Annotated in this window: 22 protein-coding genes and 1 pseudogene; 1 reads left to right on the plus strand and 22 read right to left on the minus strand. The window is 39.2% G+C overall.

The genetic code is table 11. From position 1 onward, the window contains the following. Window positions 1-2: 2 nt before the first annotated feature. The 3 genes from BLP81_RS08305 to BLP81_RS08315 all read right to left on the minus strand — a co-directional run bounded on the left by BLP81_RS08305 (window position 3) and on the right by BLP81_RS08315 (window position 1,867). Window positions 3-404 carry a hypothetical protein gene (locus tag BLP81_RS08305; RefSeq protein WP_093367992.1) on the minus strand — a complete coding sequence of 134 codons (402 nt, stop codon included), beginning with the start codon at window positions 402-404 and terminating at the stop codon, window positions 3-5. 4 nt (window positions 405-408) lie between these two features. Beyond that, entirely contained in the window at window positions 409-1,431 is a 1,023-nt protein-coding gene (pheS, locus tag BLP81_RS08310; RefSeq protein ID WP_093367993.1) for a phenylalanine--tRNA ligase subunit alpha, read from the minus strand. 82 nt (window positions 1,432-1,513) lie between these two features. Continuing rightward, window positions 1,514-1,867: a hypothetical protein gene (locus BLP81_RS08315; RefSeq protein ID WP_093367994.1), complete on the minus strand. Its 354-nt coding sequence runs from the start codon at window positions 1,865-1,867 to the stop codon at window positions 1,514-1,516. 45 nt (window positions 1,868-1,912) lie between these two features. Between BLP81_RS08315 and BLP81_RS08320 the strand changes: the two genes are divergently transcribed. Continuing rightward, complete coding sequence (locus BLP81_RS08320) at window positions 1,913-2,434, plus strand: CvpA family protein (protein ID WP_093367995.1); 522 nt, start codon at window positions 1,913-1,915, stop codon at window positions 2,432-2,434. Window positions 2,435-2,485: 51 nt separating this feature from the next. Here the strand turns inward: BLP81_RS08320 and BLP81_RS08325 are convergent, their stop codons facing one another. The 19 genes and pseudogenes from BLP81_RS08325 to BLP81_RS13785 all read right to left on the minus strand — a co-directional run. Further along, window positions 2,486-3,112: a carbonic anhydrase family protein gene (locus tag BLP81_RS08325; protein ID WP_093367996.1), complete on the minus strand. Its 627-nt coding sequence runs from the start codon at window positions 3,110-3,112 to the stop codon at window positions 2,486-2,488. A gap of 2 nt (window positions 3,113-3,114) precedes the next feature. After that, window positions 3,115-4,689, minus strand: a complete 1,575-nt coding sequence (locus BLP81_RS08330) for a SulP family inorganic anion transporter (RefSeq protein WP_093367997.1) — start codon at window positions 4,687-4,689, stop codon at window positions 3,115-3,117. A gap of 72 nt (window positions 4,690-4,761) precedes the next feature. Continuing rightward, window positions 4,762-5,055, minus strand: a complete 294-nt coding sequence (locus tag BLP81_RS08335; protein WP_093367998.1) for a hypothetical protein — start codon at window positions 5,053-5,055, stop codon at window positions 4,762-4,764. A gap of 49 nt (window positions 5,056-5,104) precedes the next feature. Next, window positions 5,105-5,854: a tetratricopeptide repeat protein gene (locus tag BLP81_RS08340; RefSeq protein WP_093367999.1), complete on the minus strand. Its 750-nt coding sequence runs from the start codon at window positions 5,852-5,854 to the stop codon at window positions 5,105-5,107. 94 nt (window positions 5,855-5,948) lie between these two features. Then, window positions 5,949-7,703: a BatD family protein gene (locus tag BLP81_RS08345; RefSeq protein ID WP_093368078.1), complete on the minus strand. Its 1,755-nt coding sequence runs from the start codon at window positions 7,701-7,703 to the stop codon at window positions 5,949-5,951. A 1-nt stretch (window position 7,704) separates the two neighbouring features. Continuing rightward, window positions 7,705-8,580: a tetratricopeptide repeat protein gene (locus BLP81_RS08350; protein ID WP_245686436.1), complete on the minus strand. Its 876-nt coding sequence runs from the start codon at window positions 8,578-8,580 to the stop codon at window positions 7,705-7,707. Continuing rightward, window positions 8,555-9,601 carry a VWA domain-containing protein gene (locus BLP81_RS08355; protein ID WP_093368001.1) on the minus strand — a complete coding sequence of 349 codons (1,047 nt, stop codon included), beginning with the start codon at window positions 9,599-9,601 and terminating at the stop codon, window positions 8,555-8,557. Before BLP81_RS08355 ends, BLP81_RS08350 begins: the two co-directional genes overlap by 26 nt. Beyond that, the gene (locus BLP81_RS08360) at window positions 9,602-10,603 is read right to left on the minus strand and encodes a vWA domain-containing protein (protein WP_093368002.1); all 1,002 of its coding nucleotides are present in this window, start codon (window positions 10,601-10,603) and stop codon (window positions 9,602-9,604) included. Continuing rightward, window positions 10,600-12,240: a hypothetical protein gene (locus BLP81_RS08365; protein ID WP_093368003.1), complete on the minus strand. Its 1,641-nt coding sequence runs from the start codon at window positions 12,238-12,240 to the stop codon at window positions 10,600-10,602. Before BLP81_RS08365 ends, BLP81_RS08360 begins: the two co-directional genes overlap by 4 nt. A 6-nt stretch (window positions 12,241-12,246) precedes the next feature. After that, on the minus strand, window positions 12,247-13,110 hold the full coding sequence (locus BLP81_RS08370) for a DUF58 domain-containing protein (protein WP_093368004.1): 864 nt from the start codon (window positions 13,108-13,110) through the stop codon (window positions 12,247-12,249). 94 nt (window positions 13,111-13,204) lie between these two features. Continuing rightward, window positions 13,205-14,209 (minus strand): AAA family ATPase, encoded by a 1,005-nt coding sequence (locus BLP81_RS08375; protein ID WP_093368079.1) that lies wholly within the window; start codon window positions 14,207-14,209, stop codon window positions 13,205-13,207. Between the two features lie 151 nt (window positions 14,210-14,360). Beyond that, complete coding sequence (locus tag BLP81_RS08380) at window positions 14,361-15,569, minus strand: murein hydrolase activator EnvC family protein (RefSeq protein ID WP_245686438.1); 1,209 nt, start codon at window positions 15,567-15,569, stop codon at window positions 14,361-14,363. Next, a complete protein-coding gene (locus tag BLP81_RS08385; RefSeq protein ID WP_093368006.1) occupies window positions 15,569-16,333 on the minus strand; it encodes a lipoprotein insertase outer membrane protein LolB1 in 765 nt (254 codons plus the stop codon). The genes BLP81_RS08380 and BLP81_RS08385 overlap by 1 nt, the downstream gene beginning before the upstream one ends. Further along, the gene (locus tag BLP81_RS08390; RefSeq protein ID WP_093368007.1) at window positions 16,333-17,697 is read right to left on the minus strand and encodes a tetratricopeptide repeat protein; all 1,365 of its coding nucleotides are present in this window, start codon (window positions 17,695-17,697) and stop codon (window positions 16,333-16,335) included. The genes BLP81_RS08385 and BLP81_RS08390 overlap by 1 nt, the downstream gene beginning before the upstream one ends. Window positions 17,698-17,702: 5 nt before the next feature. Next, entirely contained in the window at window positions 17,703-18,716 is a 1,014-nt protein-coding gene (locus BLP81_RS08395; protein WP_093368008.1) for a sugar phosphate nucleotidyltransferase, read from the minus strand. A gap of 30 nt (window positions 18,717-18,746) precedes the next feature. Then, a complete protein-coding gene (locus tag BLP81_RS08400; RefSeq protein ID WP_093368009.1) occupies window positions 18,747-19,376 on the minus strand; it encodes a hypothetical protein in 630 nt (209 codons plus the stop codon). 33 nt (window positions 19,377-19,409) lie between these two features. Further along, window positions 19,410-19,844 (minus strand): dUTP diphosphatase, encoded by a 435-nt coding sequence (gene dut, locus BLP81_RS08405; RefSeq protein WP_093368010.1) that lies wholly within the window; start codon window positions 19,842-19,844, stop codon window positions 19,410-19,412. A 13-nt stretch (window positions 19,845-19,857) separates the two neighbouring features. Next, window positions 19,858-21,312, minus strand: coding sequence for a lipopolysaccharide biosynthesis protein (locus tag BLP81_RS08410; RefSeq protein ID WP_093368011.1), 1,455 nt, complete (start codon window positions 21,310-21,312; stop codon window positions 19,858-19,860). Between the two features lie 151 nt (window positions 21,313-21,463). Further along, a pseudogene (locus BLP81_RS13785) lies at window positions 21,464-21,625 on the minus strand (DUF6920 family protein); the annotation flags it as partial. Between the last annotated feature and the right edge of the window lie 8 nt (window positions 21,626-21,633).

Consider the following 21,633-nt stretch of genomic DNA (forward strand, 5'->3'; position numbering starts at 1 on the left):
AGCTACTCCGCTATAATTCCTTCTGAAGAAAGAAGCGGTAAGGGTTTAATGTCACTGGATATTAAGCTGTGTTTTGGAAATTTGAAATCCTTGTGCATCAATTTACCATCCAGAAAAAAGGTGACTTGAAATATATTATCAACCTCCAACACGTCTTCATGCAGAAATTCTAATTTGGCATAAGATTTCGCCGGTAAGACTTCCAGTTTCTTTCTAAGCACAGAAGTTGTTTTTGTTTTGCTTTCGCCTTTAGAGACCACCAAAACAGTCTCTATGGCTTCAGAATGATCATTGACGAGATAAATGGTCCACTCTTCAGTCTTGAAGGCAGAATTATATTCAAATGCAGCAACGACGTAAACATGTTTAACTTCAGGAATATGTTTATCGATATCCTTTTTCATAAGCTTATAAAGACGATTTGAACTGCTCTAAAAAGCGGACATCATTTTCGTAAAACATACGAATATCTCCTATTTGATACAACAGCATAGCAATGCGTTCAATCCCCATTCCAAAGGCAAACCCGCTGTATTGTTTAGGATCTATATTACAATTTTTCAAGACATTGGGATCTACCATACCACAGCCCATAATTTCCAGCCAGCCTGTACCTTTGGTAATTCTGTAATCGGTTTCCGTTTCCAGACCCCAGTAGATATCGACCTCAGCACTTGGCTCTGTAAAAGGAAAATAAGAGGGTCTTAGTCTGATTTTTGACTTTCCAAACAACTCTTTGGTGAAGTAAATCAGGGTCTGCTTCAGGTCTTTAAAAGACACATTTTTATCGATATACAAACCTTCTACCTGATGAAAAATACAATGTGATCTCGCCGAAATGTCTTCATTTCTAAACACTCTTCCGGGAGAAATCGTGCGAATAGGAGGTTGGTTGTTTTCCATATAACGCACCTGAACGCTGGATGTATGCGTTCTCAACAAGATGTCTTTAGGATCGGTCTGTATAAAAAAGGTGTCCTGCATATCTCTTGCCGGATGGTATTCCGGTAAGTTTAAAGCCGTGAAGTTGTGCCAGTCGTCTTCGATTTCCGGACCCTCAGATACATTAAATCCAATATTGGAAAAGATTTCTGTAATCCTGTTTTTAACCAGAGAAATCGGATGTCTGGCTCCAATTTGAAGAGGCTCTCCAGGTCTGGTAAGATCCCCGTAAACTCCGGTATCTTGAATATTGGAAGCGATTTCCAGTTTCAGTTGATCTACTTTTTCCTGAGCCGCAATCTTTAGCTGATTGATGGTTTTACCAAACTCCTTCTTTTGTTCGTTAGGTACATTTTTGAATTCAGCAAAAAACGCATTCAAAATTCCTTTTTTTCCTAAATATTGTATTCTAAACTGCTCAACATCTTCAGCCTTATCCGCTGTAAAACGCTCAACCTCATCAATATATCCCTTAATCTTATCTATCATGGCATTTGGTAAAGTGAATTAGCAAATTTAGAAAAAATAGGCTGTTTCCTACTTAGAAAATCCATTATTTAAATTTAACTGTTTACACGATATACTCGCGCTTTAAAAAATAACTGACCAGGGCTTCTTTCATCAGGACGGTCTGCTCTCCGGCTTTGAGTGCTGGCAGCTTGGACGTATTGGTAAAATGCGGCCAGCCCTCTTCATCAATAAAATCGAATTCATAAAATCCGTAGGGCTCCAAAAGCGTGCAAATCGCGATGTGCATCAAATTTATTTTGTCATCTTTTTTAAATTTAGCCTGCGGCTTCCCGAGTTCCTGAACGCCTACCATATAAATGATGGCATCCAGGTCCATTTGTTCACCATCTGCAAACTGGTCGGATAACTTCTTTTGAAGGCTTTCCCAGCGTGTTTTTAATAACTCATCTCTCATAGTACAAAGGTAATCGCTTTAACCGAAATGATTATATTTGACCACATGAATGTAATAGATATTATTCTTGGAGTTTTACTCCTGCTTGGCTTTATAAGGGGATACCAAAAAGGGTTCATTATAGAACTTGCGGGAATTGTGGCTTTACTCGCAGGTATTTTTGGCGGCTTAGAATATGGCTATATCGCTGAAAGTTATCTGGAAAACTGGACCAGCTGGTCGCCCTCAAGTATTGAAATCACAAGCTTTTTTATCGTATTTATAGGCATTATAATCCTGGTTTCAATCCTGGCAAAAATCCTCACGACCATCATTCATAGCATTGCCTTGGGATTGATCAACAGGATTTTTGGCGCTGTATTTGGCGTCATCAAAACGGGGCTTTTCATTTTTATTTTGCTTCTTATTTTTGATTATATTAATGATGATGGCCGATTTGTTTCAGAAACAAAACTGGATGATTCTGTCGTAGTCTCTACTATTCGAGAATTGAGCTCTACACTCTTACCATCTTTAGAAGAGCTTCTGGATGAGAGTGATCTCCTGAATGGAAAGGAAGACGCATAAAAAACCCTCAAACAAAATTTGAGGGTTGAAATTTCAATTTGAAATCGGTTTTTAAGACAGTAATACGACTTCACCTGTTTGCAGGGAATAGACCCCTCCAACTATCTTAATTTCTCCTTGTTCTTCCATACTTCTTAAGATGGGGCTTTTTTCTCTAACTCTGTCCATAGTCAATTCAACATTTTTTTCAACTACTTTATGCACAAAATCTTTGTTGGAAGAATCTCTTTTACCTTCAGTCTCCACGGCTTTTACCGCAGGTTTGATATTGCCCAGCAAATGCGTAATATTACCCAATTCCACGCCGTCACAGGCTGCGCTTACCGCTCCACAGCTCTCGTGACCAAGCACAAAAACGAGTTTACTCCCGGCCACTTTACAGGCATATTCCATGCTTCCAAGTATGTCTGTATTTTCAAAATTACCAGCAACTCTGGCTACAAAAATATCTCCTATACCCTGGTCGAGAACTGTTTCTACCGGCACTCTGCTATCCACACAGGATAAAACAATGGCTTTGGGATACTGTCCGCCAGTGGCACTCACTTTCATCGCATTATCATCTCTTGAATGACACTCATCTGAGGTAAATCGTTTGTTTCCTTGCATTAGGTCTTTTAAGACCTCATCCGGGGTTAAGGCTTCCTGTTCTTGTTTTGTTATTATGTTCTTAAACATGATTAATCGTTTTTTGAATTGATATTGAAAAATTTATCATAGGTTTCTGGATTTTCAAACTCTCCAAGTTCCGAAATGATGGTAATATTGATATTTCTATTTTTTGACTTGATAGAAAAATCATCCAGAATTTCCAACACATCGTAATCCAGATATTTAGACTTTCGGATATCTATGACTAAGTTGGTGTTTTCTGAAATCTCATTTAAAGTTTTTAAAATGGCTCCTTTATTAAAGAAAGTAACTTCTTCTGCCAGGGTCATATGAATAATATCGTTTTTATCTTCTCCTTCAGTTCTTTTGATGTGTAAGAAGTGTGAATTCCGGAAAGAATTGTAAAGAACGGTAAGCAAACCCGAAGCAAGCCCAAGACCAATACCGATAAGTAAGTCCCCAAACACAATTCCAACAACTGTGATCATAAAGGGAACGAATTGAGCTTTACCTAACTTATAAGATTTTATAAAAAGGGAGGGTTTTGCCAGTTTGTATCCAACGATTAACAGAACCCCTGCCAGAACAGCTAGAGGAATAAGATTGAGTAAATTTGGAATAAAAACCACTGCAAGCAGTAACCACAAGGCATGTAATATAGCTGACATTTTTGTTCGTCCGCCCGATTGAATATTTGCAGAACTCCTCACAATGACCTGAGTTACCGGCAAACCCCCGATGAACCCAGAAACCATATTCCCGGTTCCCTGAGCAAGCAACTCTCGGTTGGTGGGTGTTACCCTTTTCCTTGGGTCGAGCTTATCTGTCGCTTCCACACTCAATAAAGTTTCCAGACTGGCTACAATGGCTATAGTGATTCCTACCACCCAAACCTGACTCGAGGTAATAATTGAAAAATCCGGGAAGGTAAACTGGCCAATAAAATCGGAGAAATTATCCGGTACCGGTACGCTTACCAAATTTGAATCGGATATTCCAAGCAAACTCGAATCATCGATAAACAGCTTATACAGCACCCCTACAACTACTGCAACTAAGGGTCCTGGAATAATTTTGAAAATGTTATGCTTTTTCTCAAGAATATTGGACCAAAGCACCATGATGGCAATACTGAGAATGGTAATGGTTAAGGTCCCCAGAGAAAGCTGATCCCAGCCTAGAATTATATTATCAAATAAGACTTCTAAATTATAATCAAAAAACCGGTAATCATCCGGCAGTCCGAAGGCCACCGAAAACTGTTTGAGAAAAATAATGATTCCTATACCAGCCAGCATTCCTTTGATGACTGAAGTAGGGAAATAATAGCCTATAACTCCAGCTTTGAGAAACCCTAAAAGAATTTGAAAAACGCCACCGATGACGACTGCGACAAGAAAGTATTCGTATTTACCAAGGCTTGCAATAGCCCCGAGTACAATCACTGCAAGTCCTGCCGCCGGACCACTGACACCCACAGAAGAACCACTAAGCGATCCCACCACGATTCCTCCTACGATTCCTGCAATAAGTCCTGAAAAAAGTGGCGCTCCACTGGCCAGAGCAATACCTAAACATAAAGGTAAAGCCACGAAAAAAACAACCACACTAGATGGAATGTCTTTGTTTAAATGTTTAAACATAAAATAGTTGTAATAATACTTTTCTTAGAAAAGTATTTAGTTTTAAAATTGAAAATGAAATGATTAACTTAATTAAGATTCAATTTTAAAATCGGGAGGGGGGGAGACTATTTTTTGAGTTACACTTTTATAATTGGATACGTAGTGTGCAAAAGATTGGGAATAATACGCGTCTAAAGAATGGATTGTTTTGCCAGATTCATCGAAAATATATTCGCCGAAGGAGACATTATTTTTTTCTGAATTTTCCTCTTCATTAAGACTTATAAAAAAAGAAATATCTCCACTCCCCTGTAAAGTGAGCAGGGTTGGTGTTACCAAAAGATTGGCAAAGGAAAAAACAAGTATAAATAATTTTAATCGCATATATTAAACAAATATATGGATTTATCAGAAATCAGGCTTTGGATTCCTCCTATAATTTCTTGAAAGCTGTTCTTTTTACCCAGCCCTTAGAGCCATCGGAAAGTTCGATTTCTGTATATTCTCTAAAGCTTGAGCCCAGGCTTACTTTTGTACCCGCGTTGAGTTCGAAATTCACATCACTTCTTGGGTTTGGTTCCCCATAAACAGGCAACTGATTTTCAAAAATAATCGCATAGGAGCGCTCGTTCTGAAGTTGATTCTGAAAGCGTCCCAAGAGTAAACTTCCAATGGCAAGCACCAAAAAAATAAGAGCAATAGAAAAATTTTTTCGCTTGCCTTTCGCAGTTGATGACCTAAAGTAGAAGACCATCCAAACGCCGAATAAGACTGAAAAAACAAGGCTAACCCAGGCCCAAGTATTTAGTTTGAAAATGTGAGTGACATCGTAAATGAAAGCATTGAGCTGCGACTCCGGGGCGTCTGCTATCTTGTCTATGGTTTGTGTTTTGGCAATCTCAAGATTTTCTTTTATTTCCGGATCGGCAGGGTCATACTGCAGGGCCTTTTCATAATGGTAAATCGCATTGGCCAGCGCATTCTGTTTGAAATATGCGTTCCCCAGATTGAAATAAACTTCGGAAGACACCAAACCTTCTTCCAGAATACTGTTGTAAAACTGAATCGCTTCTGCAAACTGATCATCTGCATATGCAGAATTAGCCTGTTCAAAAGTTTCTTCAGCCTGAGAAAACCCAAACGAGGTGAATAAAAAGAACAGTAAATACGTATAGAATTTCATGTGTTTATTTTTTTTAAGGCCACTCCCGCCTGAATAAGACAGAAGGGAGGGTCTAAGCTTTGACGATTAAAATAAGCATACGGGTTGCTGCATATTAAACTTCTCTATCAATTTCAGAAATAACCCTGGCTGCTTGCTTAAAATTCTTTTGCATATCTTCTGTGACTGTTGGCGTATACCTGGCCAGCTCACAGCTTTCCAAAATCTTGATGAAATTCTCAGTGGTTTCCTGAGAAACTCCTTTTTGGGCAAATAAAGCCTGTATTTTTTCTTTCTGCATGTCCAGGGTTTGTATCTTCAATCTGGCTTTCATATAATTATGCAAAGCTCTCTCTAAAGACTCATAAAAGGCTTTAGAATCCCCTATGTTTTTTTTGGCTTCAGATAAATAGCGCTTAGCTAATTTACTGGCTCTTTTTTGCTGCAACTGATTTTCATCGGTAGCTCTGTTTTTTACCTTACCGAAAATCAGCATCAGGGGAATACTCAAAAAGGGGATAAAAAACAAAGTCCAGTAAAGAGGAGATTGAAAAAACTGAGTTTTACCTTTTGCTTTCAAGCTGGTATCCAGCTTGATATAATTGAAAGTGTTTTTGGAAGCTATCATGTTTTGAGGCTTTGCAGTATCGTTTGCTGAAGCCACAGTTTCTTCCGGACGCTGCGGATTGGGTTCCACCTTTATTTTTATAGGTTCAGATTGCAGTCTCTCGTAAGCTTCGGTCCTCGGATTAAAATACGAAAAAGTCGTTGGCTGGATAACGTAATCGCCTTTAAATTCGGGGATCACCGTATATTTTTCGGTAATGCTTCCACGCATTCCAAGGCTGGAAGTCCTCACATTTTCACTGCGTTCAGGCTCATAGACTTCAAAAGCTGAGGGTGTCTGAATTTTTGGCAGATTAAAAAGTTTCAAATTCCCTTTTCCGCTGACTTCTGAACTTAATTCGAACGAGGTTTGAGCTACTACCGTCTTTTCACTGGCTTTGAGTTGAAAGTCGAATTCACCGACTGCGCCAGAAAATCCTTCGGGCTTCCCTTCCTCCGGCAAAGGTTTTACATCGATGGTTTTGGTATTGGCAGAAAAGTTTTTTTCCACCACATCGTACATACGTCTGCCAAAAAAATCCCTCCTGTCGGTAGGCACTTCCACAGAAACGGCAAGGGATAAAGGCTCAATTTTGAGTTCCCCTGTTTTTTGGGGGTATAATACGGTTTTGCGAAGCTCGACATAGCGGTAAGGCTGTCCGCCAAACTCGCCTTCTTTCAACTCGAGTTGATCGATATCGATGTTTTGACTCCAGAATCCTTCAAACTTAGGATTATCCAGAGGTCTCCAGTTCCTGATGTTTACGGTAGAACTGAAAAACAGCTTATACACCACATAAATCCCTTCGTTGAGGTAGGGTTTAGAATCGCTGACTTCGGCGATGAGATGTATGCCGTCTTCGGCTTCTGCCACAGCTCTGGACTGGTTAGGCGTATCCACAGCAGCGGTTACTTCCACTTGGATAGGCGAAGTTTTATATACCTGCCCGTCTACTGTAATTTCGGCCTGGCCAATGGTGAATGTTCCCCGTTTTGCAGGTTGGAAAAAATAGGTATAGGTTTTTTGAAAGGTACTCTTCCCATTCACCCAGGATTGAGAAATAGATTGGTTAGGACCCCCTATTTTCGTAAATCCATTAAAACTCGGTGGAATAAAATTGTCGCCGTTGGCATCTACCTTAAACTCAACCTTTAAGCGTTCGTTGATGCCGAGCTGGGGTCTGCTGGCTTCTGCTGTAAAAGTGACTTGTGCAATTGAAGACCAGCCGAGTAATAAAAACAATAAAAATGCAATTTGTTTCATGTTACCAGTCTTTTCCTGTTTGAGATTTTTGCCCTTTTGCTTTTTGAGCATTGAGCTTTTCCTGAATGTCTTTTTCCTGGTTCTCAATAGCTTCCAGCAAGCGCTGAATTTGCTGTGGAGAAATCTGTCCTTTTGTATTTTGCGGCTGCTGTGGCTGCTTTTTATCTTTATCGCCTCCCTCGCCTTCTTTTTCTTTTTCCTGCTTATCCTTATTGCCCTTATCGTCTTTTTGATCCTGTTCGCTTTCGTCCTGATCTCCTTTTTCTTTGCCCTGCTCCTTGTCCTGATCGCCTTCTTTCTTGTCTTCGTCTTCTCCTTTATCCTTTTTATCTTTATCCTTGTTGTCGTCTTCTTTTTTATCCTGATTTTTATCCTTATTGTCGTCTCCGTCCTTGCTGTCGTCGTTTTTTTCGTCTTTTAACTTGGACTTCGCATAAGCCAGATTATAGCGGGTTTCTTCGTCGGTAGGATCGTTTCTTAAAGCGTTTTTATAAGCCTCTACAGCCATTTGATACTGTTTTTCCTCCATCAAAACATTGCCTAAATTATGGTAACTTTTATGCTTTAAAGATTTATCCTCTGTGCTTTCTATAGATTCGATGAGGCGAAGTCTGGCCGACTCCAGTTCGTTGTTTTTAATATAGAGATTACCGAAGTTATAGCTGATGTCTGAGTTGTCTTGATCTATGGCTTTGGCTTTCCTGATTTTAGCTTCAGACAGAGGAAAGCTAAGGTCTTCAGATTGCGATTCTGCCAAAAGGGCTTTTGCCTTTTTGGGTGCATTGGTGAAATTTTGTGCCTGAGTCACAAAGGCCGTATTTACACTTAGCATCAGCGTTAAAAAAAATAGCTTAAGTCTCATCGTTCTTGCGTTCATTAAATAAATTTAATTGTCTTACCCAGGATGTTTTTCTCTCGAGTAAGAGGATATCAATCAGTACCAAAAATATACCAAACCCCAAAAACCACTGATATTTACTCTTAAAATCTGCAAATTGTTTCGCTTCAAACTCTGTTTTTTCAATTTTTTGTAATTCTTTTAAGATTTCGTCAACAGCCTCAGAAGTACTTGAGCCATCGATATAAGCCCCATTTCCAATTTCTGCAATTTTTCTCAGGGTTTCCGTGTCTTTTTTGGTAATGACAGTTTCCCCGGCATCATTTTTAAGATAAGATTGAATTCTTCCATTTTCTTTTATGGGAATAGGTCCGCCGCGTTCGGTTCCAACGCCAACTGTATATATTCTTATGCCTTCTTCTGCAGCCTGTTCTGCCATGCTTATAGCATTATCGCTGTGGTCTTCTCCTTCAGAAAGAATAATTAAAACTTTGTTGGTCTGGTCATCGTCGTTATAATAAGACGTGGCCAGATCGATAGCCTGAGAAATCGCCGTCCCCTGGCTTGAGACCATTTCAGTATTCATGCTTTGCAAAAAGGTCTTGGTCGTGGAGTAATCGGTTGTAATCGGCACCTGTGGAAAGGCACTTCCTGCATAACCTACCAGGCCCACCCGGTCTGCCGCAAGGTTGTTGATAATTTCCGTAATGATTCGCTTAGACTTTTCGAGTCTGTTGGGAGCAATATCTTCTGCAAGCATACTTTTGGAAACATCCAAAGCAAAAACAATATCTACACCTTCTCGTTTAACCGTTTCCAGTTTGGTTCCCAGTTTTGGATTTACAAGTGCCATCACAAAACAGGCAAAAGCTAAACTTAAAACTAGAAATTTTAAGTTGGACTTAAACCTGGATTGGTCTGGAGCCAGTTTTTTGAACAGCCTGTTCTCTGCAAATTTCTTTTGCGTCTTTTTTTTCCAGTAGGCGTAAGTTAGAAACAAAAGCAGTAATACCGGCAACACCAGAAAACCCCAAAAATATATCTGTTCTTCTAAAATCATTTATACAAAGCTTCTAAAAAGTGTGTGTTTTAGTAAAAATTCTAAAAACAATAAGGCCCCTGCCAGGATAAGAAAAATTCTATATTTCTCATCATAATTATAAAATTTAAATTCCTCTATTTCCGTTTTTTCCAGGGCATCGATTTCCTCATAAATGGATTGAAATTTTTCATTGTTTGTCGCTCTAAAGTACTCTCCCCCTGTCTTTTCTGCTATGGTTTTCAATAAAGTTTCGTCTATTTTCACTTCTATCCTTCTATATTCAAATTGCCCGTTAGGCTTAATCCCTACGGGGGATAATGCAGTGCCATTACTTCCTACGCCAATTGTATATACCTTAATCCCGTATTCTGTCGCCAGCTGTGTTGATGTAATGGGATCTATAAAGCCCGCATTATTTTCACCATCGGTTAGTAGGATGATGACTTTGCTTTTGGCTTTACTGTCTTTCAATTTGTTTACGGAAGTAGCCAGACCCATGCCTATGGCCGTACCTCCTTCTATAGTTTGAGTGTATTCTAAATCACCTATAGCATTTAAGATGATGGATTTATCACTGGTCAGCGGTGTTTTGGTATAACTTTCTCCAGCGTAAACCACCAGACCTATTCTGTCATTAGGTCTCCCATTTACAAAATTACTCGCCACATTTTTAAGCGCTTCCAGTCGGTTAGGCTCCAGATCTCTGGCCAGCATACTGGCGGAAACATCTACAGCCATGATGATGTCGATACCTTCTGTCTTTTTTACTTTGGTCGTGACATCTACTGTTCTGGGCCTGGCCATGGCAATAATTAAAAGCGCTAGAGCAAGCATTCTTAAGAAAAACAGCAGGGGACGAAGTCGGGCCAATGTGCTTTTAGTAAATCCTTGCGTACTCGATATTTTTAAGGTGGCATTTTGTTTATGCCGTTTCTTCCAATACCAGAATACCGCCAGCGGAATAGCCAATAATAGCCAGAACCAGGCTGGATTTTCAAAGGTGAAGTTTTCAAAAATCATTCTTCCATCGTTTTAAATTCCACGGCATTCACTATTCTATTAGCAATTTTCTCACCATATTCATCATCGCGATCATGGAAAATAATGATCTGTTGCAGTCCCCCTTTTCCAAAATTCAGAATCTGATATTCTTTCTTAATGTCTTCCTTTGTAATCGGATTTTCTATGGAGAAACTACCAAACACCTTTTTACCGGGAACCCCACCGAGGGTTTCGAAATCTTCAGATTTGGTGATGATGTTGTAAGCGCCGCGTTCTTCCAAATTTTTATAAACCCTGTCTACAACTGCATTCAAATCTATGTCCTGATTCTCCTTAAACCGAACCTGATTTAACGTGACGTATAAATTCTGATAGAGGCTTCCAAAACTATAGGTCTCTTTATCGGTTACATTTTCCGATATACTTTCGGGAAGTTCAATCTCTCCTCTTACCAGAACTTCCGGCGTCGTTAAACTTACCGGCGGCACGCCGTAATCACTTGTAATCCAGTCTCCTTCGAGCAATTCTTTGGAGGGATTACCTATAAGGCTGTCTCTCAGGTACTCATAGCCTTTGGTGGCTACAACAGCCGTAGCCGTTACAAAAATCAATATAATACCAAGTAGGATTCCAACCACCCATTTTTGTTTTCTTCTCTTTTTGGCTAAAGCCTTCTGGAAAGCTTCATCTTTCTGTTTCTCGATTTCGGTGATTTGTGGAATGGCATTTTGAACGTGTTTCAGGAACTTTCCAATCTGTTTCCTGTCCGACTTTAAAGTGAGCAAATCCGGTTTTCTGTTGGCGAACTTGGCGAGATCTGCACGTTTTAAGATCTTTTCATAGTCAGAAATCATCTCTTCTTTAAGCGAAAGTTCCTTTTTCTCCTTTCTAGATTTTAACTCAGAAATAAGTTCGCTGGTCGTATATTCCAAAGCTCTTATCTCTAGTTTTTCCTCCAGATATCGTCTGGTGATATACGTCAGTTCTGAGATGTAAGCTTTAAAGTCTCTGTTTTCCAGGACTGAAGATTTATCCAGGGTTTTTAAAGACAACATCGCCTGCTCAAAAGGAGGGATTCTTCGCTTGGCTTCATCTCGTTTTTTCTTCAGTTTGAAAATGAAATAGGCGATGACTGCCAAAAGGGCAATGATTCCCAGAGTCCACCAAAACCAGGACGGAATCGCAAAAGGTTTATCGGCTTCCAAAGAAGGTTTGATAGGATATAACTTTTGGTTTAGCGTATCCAGGACCACATCCTTTACGCTTACTTTGAGCGTATCTGTATAAAAGGCCTTATCGTTTATTTTCACCAGTTGCGGCGGAACCGCATAAGCACCTGAGTCGAAGGCAGTGAGTTTATAAAGTTTGGTAAGCTGAAAGGTTTTGGCCTGTGGATTTAAGGTGTCGATTTTGTAGGCTTCCACCATTTCCAGAGGAACAAAGGTTTGATCTTTTGGAAAGACAACCACATCTTCAAGACTCACCTCATCGACCTTTATTTCATATTCCAGCTGTTCACCAATTTGAATGGTATCTCTATCGGTGCTGAATCTTACCTCTTGAGAATATCCAATACCACAGACCAAAAACAGCATCAAAAACAAAGGTAGTTTGAAGGCTAAATAATAGTTATAAGTAAGTTGTTTTCTCTTCATATATTTTTATCTGGATTTGAAATATCCCAGTAGTTTAATGACGTAATTCTCATCGACACGGGTACTCATAAACCCCGATCCACTTAGCTTAAACGCTCTTTGAAAATAATCGACTCTGTCTCTGTAGTGTTTGGTATAAGCTTTCCTCGTGGATCCGCTGGAGGTGTTGACCCACACGGCTTTCCCCGTTTCCGCATCTTTCATTTGCACCATGCCCAGATTTGGTAATTCTTCCTCGCGTTCATCGTAAATTCGGATTCCTGTCACATCGTGCTTTTTTCCAAGGATCTTCAGCGTATGCTCATAATCGTCTGCCAGAAAATCTGACATCACAAATACAATGGCCTTTTTCTTCATCATATCAATGAGATTTCTAAAGGCTTTGCTCAGGTTTGTGGTTTTGTGTGAAGGCTCAAACTCTATCAGTTCTCTTATGATTCTCAACACATGTGTTCTGCCTTTCTTAGGGGGAATGTAGAGTTCTATCTGATCTGAGAACAACATCAGTCCTATCTTGTCATTGTTCTGAGTAGCAGAAAAGGCAAGTGTAGCGGCTATTTCCGTAATGATATCTTTTTTAAAGGTTTCCCGGGTTCCAAAGGCTGTAGATTCTGAAATATCCACAAGCAGCATCATCGTAAGTTCCCGCTCTTCTTCAAAGACTTTGACAAAGGGTTCGTTATATCTTGCCGTCACATTCCAGTCTATAGACCTGACATCGTCTCCAAATTGATAAGCACGCACTTCGCTAAAAGTCATTCCCCGACCTTTGAACGTAGAATGGTATTCTCCACCAAACACATGATCGCTTAATCGCCGTGTTTTGATTTCAATTTTTCTTACCTTTTTTAAAAGTGATTTGGTATCCATAGGGTATAAAAACGTGTCATTCGATTTAGAACTAAATCGCAAAAACATTATCTAGAAACTTTTAAGCTTATTCTGATTGTATTCTAAAGAAATTTTAAGGGACCTCTACTTCGTTTATAATTTTACTGATCAGATCTTCAGATTTGATATTTTCTGCTTCAGCTTCATAGGTAATACCGACCCTGTGTCTTAGGACATCATAAACCACAGCACGAACATCTTCAGGAATCACGTAACCTCTTCGTTTGATAAACGCATAACATTTGGCAGCGATGGCCAGGTTGATACTTCCCCTTGGAGAAGCTCCAAAACTGATAAGAGGTTTGATTTCAGCAAGTTTGTATTTTTCAGGATAACGGGTGGCAAATATAATATCCAGGATATACTTCTCGATTTTCTCGTCCATATATACCTCTCTTACGGCTGCCTGTGCCCGTAGGATTTGTTCTGTCGTCACTACCGGATTTACTTTTCCAAAACTATTGTTCAGGTTGGCTCTCATCACCAGTTGTTCGTCCATCAGGTTGGGGTAATCGATGACTGTTTTAAGCATAAACCTATCGACCTGCGCTTCCGGCAAGGGGTAGGTTCCCTCTTGTTCTACGGGGTTTTGGGTGGCCATAACCAGAAAGGGTCTGTCGAGAATAAAGGTTTCATCCCCGATGGTCACCTGCTTTTCCTGCATGGCCTCCAGCAAGGCAGACTGAACTTTGGCAGGCGCACGATTGATCTCATCGGTCAGCACAAAATTGGCGAAAATCGGCCCTTTCTTGATGTTGAAACTATTTTCCTTCATGTTGTAGATCATCGTCCCCACGACATCGGCGGGAAGTAAATCTGGGGTAAACTGAATTCTGCTAAAACTGCCTTGTACGGCTTTGGCCAATGTATTAATGGCCAGTGTCTTTGCCAAACCTGGAACACCTTCCAGCAGAATATGACCCTGACCTAAAAGTCCTATCAATAATCGCTCAACCATATGCTTTTGCCCAACAATAACTTTATTCATTTCGTTGGTGAGTACATCTACAAAGGCACTTTCTCGTTCTATCTTTTCGTTGATGGAGGCAATGTCTACATTAGCTTGATCCTGTTCCATATTCATTTTCTTATAGTGTTATAATCTATTCTTATAAATCGATGCAAAATGAAAATTTAATCCATTTCTTGTTGTTAAGGCTTGGTTAAAAATCAGGGATTTACGATAAGCTTATGATTAAGTTCGGTTTTGATTTAAACTCAACTTATACCTACAATTTATAAATCCATTGCTCTGGATTGAGCTTGGTGGTGTTTTTGAAAAGTTGAAAAAAAAGTGTGGTTTTTCCAGAAGAAGAATTGATTCCCACTTCGCCGAGTTCTTCTCCTCTGGCTACTTGATCACCTGATTTCACAAAAACTTTTTGCAGGTTATTATAGATAGACAAATAGTCCCCATGCCTAACCATAACCAATATATTAGCCCCGGGGATTTTGCTCACCTGACTGACTTCGCCTTCAAAAATAGCTCTTGCTTTCCCATTTTTCTCGGTGTCTATCCTTACCCCGTTACTCATGATTTTAATAGTTTTTACAATGGGGTGTGGCCGTTCTCCAAAACGCATTGAAACCTGCCCGGACCTTACAGGCCAGGGCAATTTACCTTTGTTTTGTGCGAAATCTTTAGCAAGCGCTTTTGCTTCGGGAGTCAGATTGAAGGTCGCTTTCGCATCCGAACCGCTTTTTTTGTTTTCCCTGGCAATGGCTTCGCGTATCAATCGGTTTATCTCTCGATCTATTCGGCTGATTTCCTTCTGCTTTTGTTTGAGTTCTTTTGAATATTTCTGTTTCTGTTTATTGATGCTGGCAAGCAACTGATTTAAATTGTTTTTATCACCTACCAGTTTGGATTTGGTTTTCCGGTTTTCAGCAATGATTTTTTCCTGATCCCTGCGTTGTTCAAACAAAGTGGAATTGAGCTCCTGAAGCTCCTCGGTTTGCTTCATGACTTCCTCCCCCTGCTTTTTTCTATACTGAGCAAATTGCTTCATGTATTGAATCCGTTTGTATGCCTGTAAAAAAGACTCTGAAGAAAACAAAAACATAATTCGGTTTTTGTCGGATTTACTCCTATAGGACTTTTGGATCATCTGCTCATAATCGGTCTTCAGCTGTTTTAGCTCGTTTCTCAATCTATCTATTTTATTGGCATTGGCGTTGATTTCTCTGGTGAGTAAATTGGCTTCCTGGTTGTTGACCTGTATTAACTTTTCTGTAGCGTTTATCCTTTTCTGAAGGTCTTCATACTCATTCAAGGCAGAACGGCCTTTGGTTTCGGCAGTTCTGATAATGTTGTTGATTTGTTCTATTTCCTGCTGAATCGCCTGACGTTTGGCTTCAAGCTCTTCCCTGGTTTGAGCCAGTAAGGTAGTGCTTCCGAAGAGCATGATAAATAAAAGTATGTACTGAAAATATTTTATCAAAATTCTATACGTTCGTAATTGTTAGGGATTGAAAACGGAAAACTCAAGTCTTCATCAAAAATGACAGAGCGGTATTCCAAATCGATAACGACAACTTCCTCATCTTTTTTGGCGGTCATAATCAATTTACTCGGGAAGTTTTTCTGGCCGACAGATTGAAACCTGGAGTAATTAATATCGAGACTTTCATTTTTTACATTTCGTAAAGACTGGGATTTCAGTTCAAATTGGCGACTGTCAATAATAGCCGAGTAGGCTAAGATAGATTTTATATTCTGAAGAAAAACATAGGCATTATCATCAAAGAGCATTTGATTCCTTTTAAGTTCATACATAGGTCTGCCGATGAGTAAATTTTGAAGGTTTTCAAAGTTAACTTCTACGCCCAGAAACTCTTCTGCCAAAGCAAAATCTCCATCGAAATACGTTCTGTTTATCTTCTCATAATACTGTAACCGATCTGGTGTGATATAAACCTTAGCCACGGGCAACAAGCCCATCACCTTAGCACTCATCCAAATGGCTTTATCCTTTTCTATCCTATACGTGATGCTGATAGATTGCGAATTGTCTTCCGAAATATAACCCGCTTTTATTCTGCCGTTGACCGTTTTAAAACCGGCTAAATTATCTTCAAACGTATTCAAAACAACTCTGGCGGATTTTGCTTTAGTAGAACCCTCGACTTTAGAGGATTTGCAACTTGAAAAAGCAATCAATAGTACTAAAACACTACTTATTTTAAAAAATCTTTTATACATCAATTAGATATTATGATTAATTTCTGCTCATAAGCCTTAGCTTTATCCTGCTCTCCTAAAGCAAGATAGGATTCTTTCAAGGCCAGATACACTCTCTGCTTCAGTTCATTATCCTCGAAAATATAATCCAAAGCATTTTCTAAAACTTCAATCGCCTCCTGATCTTTATTCAATTGCCCTAAGGCCAGGCCTTTTGCAAAGTACAAATAAGCCTGAGACGGAAAACTTTCCAAAGCCTTTTCACTTGTTGCCAGAGCGTCTTCGTATTTCTGTAATTCTATTTCCAAATCAAGTATGTTCCTAATCAACATAAAATCGTTGGGCTTATTGCGCAAAGCAGACTTGAAATTTTCCAGAGCTTTGTCTTTATCTCTGGATTTGTAAAATTGTCCCAACTCAGCTTTGCTGGACGAATTTTTTTCTGAAGACAGAGCAGTATCCAAAACGCTTACAAAGGCATCTTGGGCAGCCGGATCCTGTAAAGCTAAAGCTTTAAAGGTATTGATGACTTTCACTTTGTCTTTTTCGTCTAAAGTCAGACTTTCCACAACTTTTCTGCTGTATCTCTGTGCTTCAGGTATATTTTTACTGGCCAAAAAAGACATTGCCATTTCTACATAAAGCTCGGGATTAAGGACTGAATTCTCTTGCAAGGCTCTACCGACTTCAATGGCTTGTTGTGGTGAATTATTGAGCCTGTAAAGCTGCATGAGTAAGGTGGCAGCTCTGATATCCTCTTCTGAATTCTGAAATCTATTTTTGAAAAACTCAATGCCTTGATCTAGTAGCGAGCCTTCTTTATAAATGAGCATTCTGTAATCATCTCGAAATTTATTAGACCCTTCAATCGCATCAAATTCATCTATAGCCATCAATGCAAGTTGATACTTATTCTGCAACAAATATATATTGGCCAGTTCCTGAAAATAAACAGGATCGAATTCAGAAATAAATTCGGCTTCATTTATCGCCTGATCATACTTTTTTTGCATGGAATAGACATAAAATAATTGCTTGTGGATGTAGATGTCATCTTGATAAGCTGAATCTGCCAGTGTCTTTTTGAGAAATTCTTCAGCCTTTTCGTAAGCTTCTAAATCGAGATGATTTTTGGCCAGTTCATAAAAAACCGCTGTATGGTCAGGTTTGAGTATAAGACACTTTTCCAGTGCTTCTATGGCTTTATCCGGATTTTCTACTGCTCGCTGAGCAATGGCTCTAAAAAATACCTCCTGAAATTCGTCTGTGTTATTCCCAAGCTCATCCACATTGAGGTCCTTAGATAAATTGTCTTTATCCTGGGCATTACTGCTTAACACCACCGCAAGGCAGAAGAAAAAAAGAAGACGAATCGCGTGAGACATAGGTTTTATTCTAAAGTGGAATAATCTCCAAGACTTACCGAGGTGAACTCCCCGTTAAATTTAGCAAAATTGCCTATCATGGCTTTATCTAACTTCGCATTGGTAATTTCGGAGTGCTCTTGAATCAGGGAGTTTTTGATAGTACAGTTATCGACAACCGTGCCATTTCCTATAGAAACATTTGGACCGATTTTAGCATTTTTTAAAAATACATTTTCACCGATGAAACAAGGCTCAATAATTTCAGCATCATGAATTTTGAGTGAAGACGAGATCAGTTTTTCTTTCTGCTCTTCGTGAATAAATTTCAACATACGTGAATTGGTCTCGACAGTCACGTGTTTATTCCCGCAGTCCATCCACTCGTCCACCTGGCCAGGCTTAAAGACAGCTCCCTGTTCCCGCATCTTTTTGATACCATCGTTGATCTGGTATTCCCCGCCATGCATGATGTTTTCTTCGATGACTTTCTCCAGCTGGGTTTTCAGCTGAGCAACGTCTTTAAAGTAATAAATCCCAATCACTGCCAGGTCAGAAACAAAGTCTTGAGGCTTTTCTACAAGCTCGGTGATGTGACCGTCTTCATTTAAATTCACCACTCCAAAAGCTTCAGGATTATCCACCTTCTTCACCCACATCACCGCATCGGCCTCTTTATCAAGTTTAAAATCAGCTTTAAACAAAGTATCGGCATAGGCAATCACTGCCGGTCCTTCCAAAGATTCCTTGGCGCACATGATCGCATGTCCCGTCCCCAAGGGTTTATCCTGGTAATAAATCGTCGATTTGGCCTTAAGTCCTTTGGCGATTTCTTTCAGTTTTTCTTCAATCTCGACTCCAAAATCTTCAGAAATAATAAAAGCGATTTCATCAATTTCTTCCTCCAGAACCTCAGCAATGCCTTCTACAAGGCGCTGAACGATAGGCTTTCCAGCAATAGGAATAAGGGGTTTGGGTATGGTAAGTGTATGGGGTCTTAGTCTTGAGCCTCTTCCGGCCATGGGAACTATAATTTTCATATTCTGTAATTTACAAATCGTTTATTTTCTTTATCTTAAATATCCTTGTTTTCTTAAATCTTTGTAATGACTTTCGATATCCTCTGGTATATCACCCGTTATCATCCAGTTCACGTCAAATCCATTAAAAATCGCAGTTTTCATCAGGTAATGATTTTGACCTATCAAACGCCCTAATTTTCGCATCGGGTCTTCCAATTCAATATGGTAATCTTTATGTAGCTTATGAGCAAGCAAAATAATCTTAAAGGCTCTTGCTATAATGGCCACAAGAAGTTTTCTCCCTTTTTGCATGCTGAAACTTTGAATTCTATAATTGTTTCTATTCAAAACTTCTGTAAGCAATAAAACATTTAAACTTACCTCCCCAAATTTATCTTTAGTCACTTTCACATACTCGGTGATGTCTCCACTCAAAAACCGAATGTCCATATTGAGATAGCCCAAAGAATAAAACCCTTCACTAAATTCCTTTACGCGTTCTTTGATTTGCTCTTCCATCTCTGTCCGTTTTTCATCGACACTTTGGGCACTTACCAATTCAAACTCCAGGCGTTTTGCTAAAATGAGGTCTTTTTTGAGCAAACGGATCAACAATTTATCCTTTTCCTTATCCGGTAAATGACTGATAGCTTCTTTGAGTTCTTTGCTAAATTTCATATCTCAATTTTGACTAAAGTAATTTCGAATCCATTAGTTTTTCCCTGTACTTCCAAATCCGCCTCCGCCTCTATCGGTTTCGGACAGGATTTCGACTTCATTAAAATCGGCTTGTTCGTGTTTTGCAAATATCAACTGAGCAATACGATCACCTGGATTTATAGTGAAGGTGTCTTTGGATAAATTGATAAGAATCACGCCCACTTCGCCCCTGTAATCGGCATCGATGGTTCCAGGCGAGTTAAGTACTGTAATTCCTTTTTTGAGGGCCAGACCACTTCGTGGCCTTACCTGAGCTTCTACACCGACAGGAAGTTCCAAAAACAAACCTGTTTTGACCAGGCAACGCTCCAGACTTTCCAGATGTATAGGTTCATCGATATGTGCTTTGAGGTCTACGCCAGCAGACAGTGAGGTTTCATACTGAGGCAAATCGAATCCCGAACGGTTAATGATATTTACTTTCATGGGTTTATTTCGTTTATGATTTCAGCAGGCTTTTGATTTCTTTATGTTCGTTGGCATACATCCAACTTGTCAACATCAAAATACTTAGAATGCCGAATATATAGTTTTCTGCAAAATAATAAAATGTTATGCTACCCAATACCGTTGATACTAATAGATATAACATAAGTTTATTGGCCTGAAACGGAATAGGATAATACTTTTTACTTAGAATATAAGACAAAGTCATCATCGTGAAATATGCCAAAAGGGTTGCTATGGCAGAACCATAATAGCCTATAATTGGAATTAAAATAAAGTTCACCGCTAAAGTAATAATGGCACCCACAACAGAAATATAGGCTCCAAACCTTGTTCTATCTGTTATTTTATACCATACTGACAGGTTATGATATATCCCTAAGCACAAGTTGGCTAAAAGAATAATAGGAACAATATCTAAAGCCTCATAATATGCATCGTCCCTTACAAGTAATAATTTTAAAGGTTCTATAAAGGTGATGACTCCTAAAAAGATCAAGCTTCCTGTAATTACAAAATATTTAGTAATCAAAGCATAAGCCTTTTGCGGGTTTTTGGTTTTGGCGTGACTAAAAAAGAAAGGTTCTATCCCCAATCGAAAAGCAGTGGCAAATAAGGTCATAAAAACAGCCAGCTTATAACAAGCCGAATACACACCAATTTGAGCTTCGGCGATATCTGACGGCAAAAGGTATTTCAGCAAAATTCTATCAAAAACCTCGTTGATAGAAAAAGCCACACCCGCAATAAGTACGGGAATTCCATATCTCATCATTTTTTTCCAAAGCGGGACATTGAACGTAAATTTCAACTTAAAATAAAACGGTAATAACAACACCAGAGTTGCTGCACTAGCCACAATGTTGGCAATAAATACATAGTTGATTTGGAAGTTTGGAACATAAATTTCTTTTAAAACACCGGAACCAGACTGCCATTCTACAAGCCAGGCCAGGAAAAAGAAATTCAGTAAAACATTGATGAAAACATTGATGAATTTAATAATAGCATATTTTTTAGGCTTACCAAGCGCACGCAGGTATGCGAATGGTATAATCACAAAAGCATCCAGAGCTAAAATCCAAATCATCAGTTTGATGTATTCTACAGGAATCTGAACCCATACTGAAATTTGATTTTGAAATCCAATTCCAAGACCGAGAAAAACCAATGTAGAAATGACTATTGACCATGCCGAAGTGGACATGACCTGGTTTTTTGATTCTTTAATGTTGAAGAATCTGAAAAACGCAGTCTCCATACCATAGGACAACACCACATTGAACAGCACGAAATAGGCAAAAATCACAGAGATTTCGCCATAAATGGATTCATCAGAAAGATATTCAGTATGAATAGGCACCAGTAAGAAACTCATCATTCTAGGTAAAACCGTCGCTAATCCATAAATGAAGGTTTGTTGAAAAAGCTTTTTGTAGATATTCACTGGCTAAAATTGATTTTTCAAATGTAGCAAAATATGAAGTATAAACGCGAGATCGTCTTGCTTCCAACTTAGGGAATAACATGGAGATCCTGCTTAAATAATTAAGATCACAACTCTAAGCTAAGAAAGATGCATGTTATCAAAGTGAATTCTAGCGACTCCCATTCCCGTTATACTGTATATCGGTCACTTCCAATTTCAACCAGGTCCAGTCCCCCTGCTCGAGTTTCCAGGTGGAGGTCATTTTGGAGGGGACTTTCAGACCATCGAAGGTCTTATAGTCAAAAATCTTGATCCCCCATCTGTGCCTTTTTGCTTCTG

Source organism: Psychroflexus sediminis (assembly GCF_900099815.1).
Classification (GTDB): Bacteria; Bacteroidota; Bacteroidia; order Flavobacteriales; family Flavobacteriaceae; genus Psychroflexus; species Psychroflexus sediminis.